Source organism: Actinomycetota bacterium (genome assembly GCA_018334075.1).
GTDB lineage: Bacteria > Actinomycetota > Coriobacteriia > Anaerosomatales > UBA912 > JAGXSC01.
Window position 1 is genome coordinate 1 of record JAGXSC010000039.1, and the last position, 4,206, is coordinate 4,206.

At 50.3% G+C, this 4,206-nt stretch carries 7 protein-coding genes; all 7 read left to right on the plus strand.

The window, feature by feature from the left end; all coding sequences use genetic code 11:
* Positions 1-706 (plus strand): Flp pilus assembly complex ATPase component TadA (gene tadA, locus KGZ89_04705; protein ID MBS3974149.1); only part of this gene is annotated, 706 nt, incomplete at its 5' end.
* Positions 706-1,635 (plus strand): hypothetical protein, encoded by a 930-nt coding sequence (locus KGZ89_04710; protein MBS3974150.1) that lies wholly within the window; start codon positions 706-708, stop codon positions 1,633-1,635. The genes tadA and KGZ89_04710, both read left to right, overlap by 1 nt.
* An 8-nt stretch (positions 1,636-1,643) precedes the next feature.
* Positions 1,644-2,513: a secretion protein F gene (locus tag KGZ89_04715; GenBank protein MBS3974151.1), complete on the plus strand. Its 870-nt coding sequence runs from the start codon at positions 1,644-1,646 to the stop codon at positions 2,511-2,513.
* A gap of 19 nt (positions 2,514-2,532) precedes the next feature.
* A complete protein-coding gene (locus KGZ89_04720) occupies positions 2,533-2,898 on the plus strand; it encodes a DUF3848 domain-containing protein (protein ID MBS3974152.1) in 366 nt (121 codons plus the stop codon).
* Entirely contained in the window at positions 2,892-3,287 is a 396-nt protein-coding gene (locus KGZ89_04725; protein MBS3974153.1) for a DUF4320 family protein, read from the plus strand. Before KGZ89_04720 ends, KGZ89_04725 begins: the two co-directional genes overlap by 7 nt.
* Positions 3,284-3,835, plus strand: coding sequence for a hypothetical protein (locus KGZ89_04730; protein MBS3974154.1), 552 nt, complete (start codon positions 3,284-3,286; stop codon positions 3,833-3,835). Before KGZ89_04725 ends, KGZ89_04730 begins: the two co-directional genes overlap by 4 nt.
* Before the next feature lie 95 nt (positions 3,836-3,930).
* On the plus strand, positions 3,931-4,206 hold a 276-nt coding region (locus tag KGZ89_04735), incomplete at its 3' end, for a hypothetical protein (protein ID MBS3974155.1).

Here is a 4,206-nt window from a genome sequence, read left to right on the forward strand (position 1 = left end):
TGTGGCAGGCGCCACCAGCTCCGGCAAGACCACACTGGCGGGATGGCTTCTGACAACCATACCGGATAACAAGAGAATATTCACTATTGAAAACGGCTCCCGTGAGCTGGCATTGGTGCGCCAGAAGGACGGACGGGTGTGCAACAGCGTTATCCATACCCTGACCCGTATGAGCGAAAACGAGAAGCAGAACATCGATCAGGACATCCTGCTGGATATGGCTCTGCGTTTCAATCCTGAGATTATCTGTGTAGGAGAGATGCGCGGACCGGAAGCTTATGCTGCCCAGGAATCCGCCAGAACCGGTCATACGGTGCTGACCACCATCCACTCCAACAGCTGTGAGGCTACATGGCGGCGTATGATCACCCTGTGCAAAAGGAAATATGACATGGCGGACAACACCCTCATGGATCTGGTGACAGAGGCATTCCCTATCGTGGTGTTCTCCAAGCAGCTCGAAAACAAGCAGCGCAGGCTGATGGAGATCATGGAATGTGAGATCCTGCCCGACGGCTCCCGAAACTTCCGCAGCCTGTTCCAGTTCCAGATCACCGAAAACCGCATAGAGGACGGAAAATTCATCATCAACGGCTGCCACAGCGCAGTACAGGGAATCTCACCAAGCCTTCAAAAGCGTTTTCTGGAAAACGGGATGCCGCAGGATACACTGAAACAAATCCTTGCGGCGGGAGGTGCTGCCTGATGATAACAATCCTTTTAATTGCTTGTGCTGGTTTTATCACCGGGGCTTTCCTTTTGCTGGGGCTTTCTCCGATAGAATTTACCGACGGGCTGTTCGGCTTTCTGACCCGTAAAAACAAAAGCATCAAGGCGGAGATCAACGAAGCTGCCCGGCGAAAAAAGCCATCCTTCCTTAGCAGAGAAATAACCGAGGTGCAGGAGATCCTCTCCATCACCGGACGAGGCTCCCGATTCTCCATGATCTGCGCGGCTTCGCTGGCATTCCTTGCAGCGGGCGCCAGCCTTGCTATCCTAATAGGCAACGTGTTCCTTGTGCCGGTAATGGCGGTAGGCATGATGTTTATTCCCTTTTGGTACATCCGGCTGACTGCCACGTATTACAAAAAGAACATCGCTGCAGAGCTGGAGACGGCTCTGTCTATCATCACCACGGCATACCTGAGAAGCGAGGATATTCTGACAGCGGTGGAGGAAAGCATTCAGTATCTCAATCATCCCGTCCAGAGTGTATTCGCCGGATTTCTGACGCAGGTGAAGCTCATCAATCCTGATCTGGACAAAGCGCTCCACGCTATGAAACCCAAAATGGACAATGACGTATTCCATGAGTGGTGCGACGCAATTGCCGCCTGCCAGCATGACCGCAGTTTGAAAACAACGCTGACTCCGATTGTCAGCAAGCTCTCAGACATGCGCATTGTGAACGCCGAACTGGAATACCTGGTGTTTGAGCCGCGCAAGGAATTCATCATCATGGCTCTGCTGGTGGCCGGCAATGTGCCGATCATGTATTTTCTCAATAAGGACTGGTACCATACCCTGATGCATACGGCAATCGGTCAGATTATACTGGCAGTATGTGCTGCGGCGATATTTATCGCTACGGCCTTTGTCATCCGGCTGACCAAGCCCATCGAGTACAGGAGGTGACGTAGAGGATGACACAACTAATTTTTACCGGAATCCTCCTTGCCGCAGGGCTGTATTTCATTCTGGCAGGCATCCTGAAGCTGCCGACAATGAATACGGCCAAGGCCATGCTGAATGCGGGAAGGAAGAACAAAAAAGCCGCCAAAAGCATGGAAGCCTGGCTCATGGCAGGAGCAGTCAAGCTCTCAAAGCATATCCGGATGGATGAGTACAAGAGAAGCCGGATGGCAAACATCCTGAAGGCGGCTGGCATCAGTATGACGCCGGAGGTTTATTCAGCCTATGCCATTACAAAAGCAGGAGCTATCCTGCTGGGTGTGCTTCCCTGCCTGGTTCTTCTTCCCTTGCTCTCACCGGTGCTGATCATTCTAGCTGTTCTGACGTATTTTAAGGAGATTCGGAAGGCTGACGAGCAGCTTAAGGAAAAGCGGGAGCAGATCGAGGGAGAGCTTCCGAGGTTTGTTTCCACCATTGAGCAGACATTGAAGGCCAGCCGTGACGTGCTGGCGATGATGGAAAGCTACAAGAAGAATGCCGGTCCCTCCTTTGCCCGTGAGCTGGATGTGCTGACTGCAGATATGCGTTCCTCAAGCTATGAAGCGGCGCTCACCCGGTTTGAGGCAAGGCTCAATTCACCCATGCTCTCAGACGTGGTCAGAGGACTCATCGGCGTCCTGAGGGGCGACGATAGTGCCGTGTATTTTCAGATGCTGGCCCATGACTTCAAGGCACTGGAGCTTCAGAGGCTTAAGAGCTTGGCACAGAAGATCCCGCCGAAAATCAGGATATTCTCGTTTATCATGCTGATGTGCTTTCTCTTGACCTATCTCGTCATCATCGCCATGGAGATTTTGAATTCACTCGGCAGTATGTTTTAGGAGAGGGGGGAGTTGAAAAATGGAAGATTTAAATGCAAAGTTTCAAGAAAAAGTGAAGGATGATTATATGACTTACATTGCTGAACTGATGACCAAAGACAAAGAAGAATTAATTAGGCTATGTGAGGAAATAAGTGCAGTACGCAAGATTTATAAAGCTTTAAAGTATGATGTCCCCATGGAAGATCACCAATTAGAGTATCTGCTGAGGTTTAAGCACCCGTTAACGGTTCTCAAAGATCAGTGTTTGATTACGGAGAATGATCTTTCTTATGCATTAGAGACTCTGATTAATGACATCTGCGATAAGAAGGATATCGAGCAAGACTACCCGATGGAGGATGAGCTAACGGAGCCCAAACAGGAGGGGGTGCGGATGTGCTGAAGCTGTTAAAAAGCCGGTGCGGCGAGGGATATATCGACGTAGCGGTACTGGTGCTGTGCGTGATGCTTGTCATCGCCCTGGCAGTGAGCGTACTTCCGGTGTTCGTTACAAAAAACAAGCTGGACGCCTATGCTTCGGAGCTTTGCCGGGAGGCAGAGATTGCCGGGCGCGTCGGCAGCGAAACCACCCTGAGGGCACAGGTTCTCACCGAAAAAACCGGGCTTACGCCAAACATTTCGTGGTCGAAAAACGGAAGGCTCCAGCTCAACGAGGAATTCACCGTGACCGTCACCTTACAGACCGACATCGGTATATTCGGCGGATTCGGAAACTTTCCTGTCACCTTGAAGGCACAGGCTACCGGCAAGAGCGAGGTGTATTGGAAATGAAATATGGCAAAATTTGTGATATACTTAGAAGTAAAAGGGGCTCGTCCTTTCCCCTCATCGTAGCCGTTACTCTCGCAATCTTGATTGTTTTCTGCGGTATATCTGAAACCATACGGCTGATGATTGTATCCCAGGGTGTTCGGGATGCTGTGCAGTCTGCAGTTATCTCGACAATTAACGACAATTACGATAACGTATTTCATGGGGTGCGTGAAGGATACAGCGGAGCTTATCAGCCTTCTGCAGACGATTTCGAAGAAAGCTTGGACTACGGAGATATGTATGGCAGGCTGGATCAGCTGCTGGGACTGCGGCAGGAGAACGGCTATCATGTGAAATATGCCGGAGATGAGATGGAATTCAGACTGTCAGGTCTCTCCGTTGACATTGACAATATGTCTCTGGCTCCAGCGAGTCCGGACAATTCCAAAGGCCTGCTGGCCGATGCGGCCATAAGGCTGGAAGTTCCAGTATCCTTCGGAGGAAATAGCCTGCCGCCCATGGTGATCAATCTCAGGGTAAAGGCCAAATATATGCCGATATTTTAATGTTTTCGGATTAGCAATAGACTTCCGAAAGCTTTTGTAGTATGGTGTGTCATTGAAAAGACATATCGAATCTTTCATACAAGGAGGTATCTATAATGAAACTGACAGACAAAGCAAAAAAGCGCTTTACCATCGCCGGACTAGGCGTGGTGTGTGTAGTCCTTGTCATAGCAATAGCGATGCAGTTTAAGACAGAGAAACCCAAAGAAGCGTTGTTTCAGCCTTCCTCCACGGTATCGGGTGTAGTAAGCCCCAGCGAAGTAATTCCGGAACCATCTGCAGATCCAATCAAGACACAGGGAGTAACCGTTCCGCCCATCAACCCGGCTGAGGCTTCTTCCAAGCCTGCAGACACTGGAGATTCCACTGGT

Bases quoted from the DNA above. Each gene is read 5' to 3' on its own strand.
- KGZ89_04730 (MBS3974154.1), top strand. From the start codon at position 3,284: ATGAAATATGGCAAAATTTGTGATATACTTAGAAGTAAAAGGGGCTCG.
- KGZ89_04720 (MBS3974152.1), top strand. From the start codon at position 2,533: ATGGAAGATTTAAATGCAAAGTTTCAAGAAAAAGTGAAGGATGATTAT.
- KGZ89_04710 (MBS3974150.1), top strand. From the start codon at position 706: ATGATAACAATCCTTTTAATTGCTTGTGCTGGTTTTATCACCGGGGCT.
- KGZ89_04715 (MBS3974151.1), top strand. From the start codon at position 1,644: ATGACACAACTAATTTTTACCGGAATCCTCCTTGCCGCAGGGCTGTAT.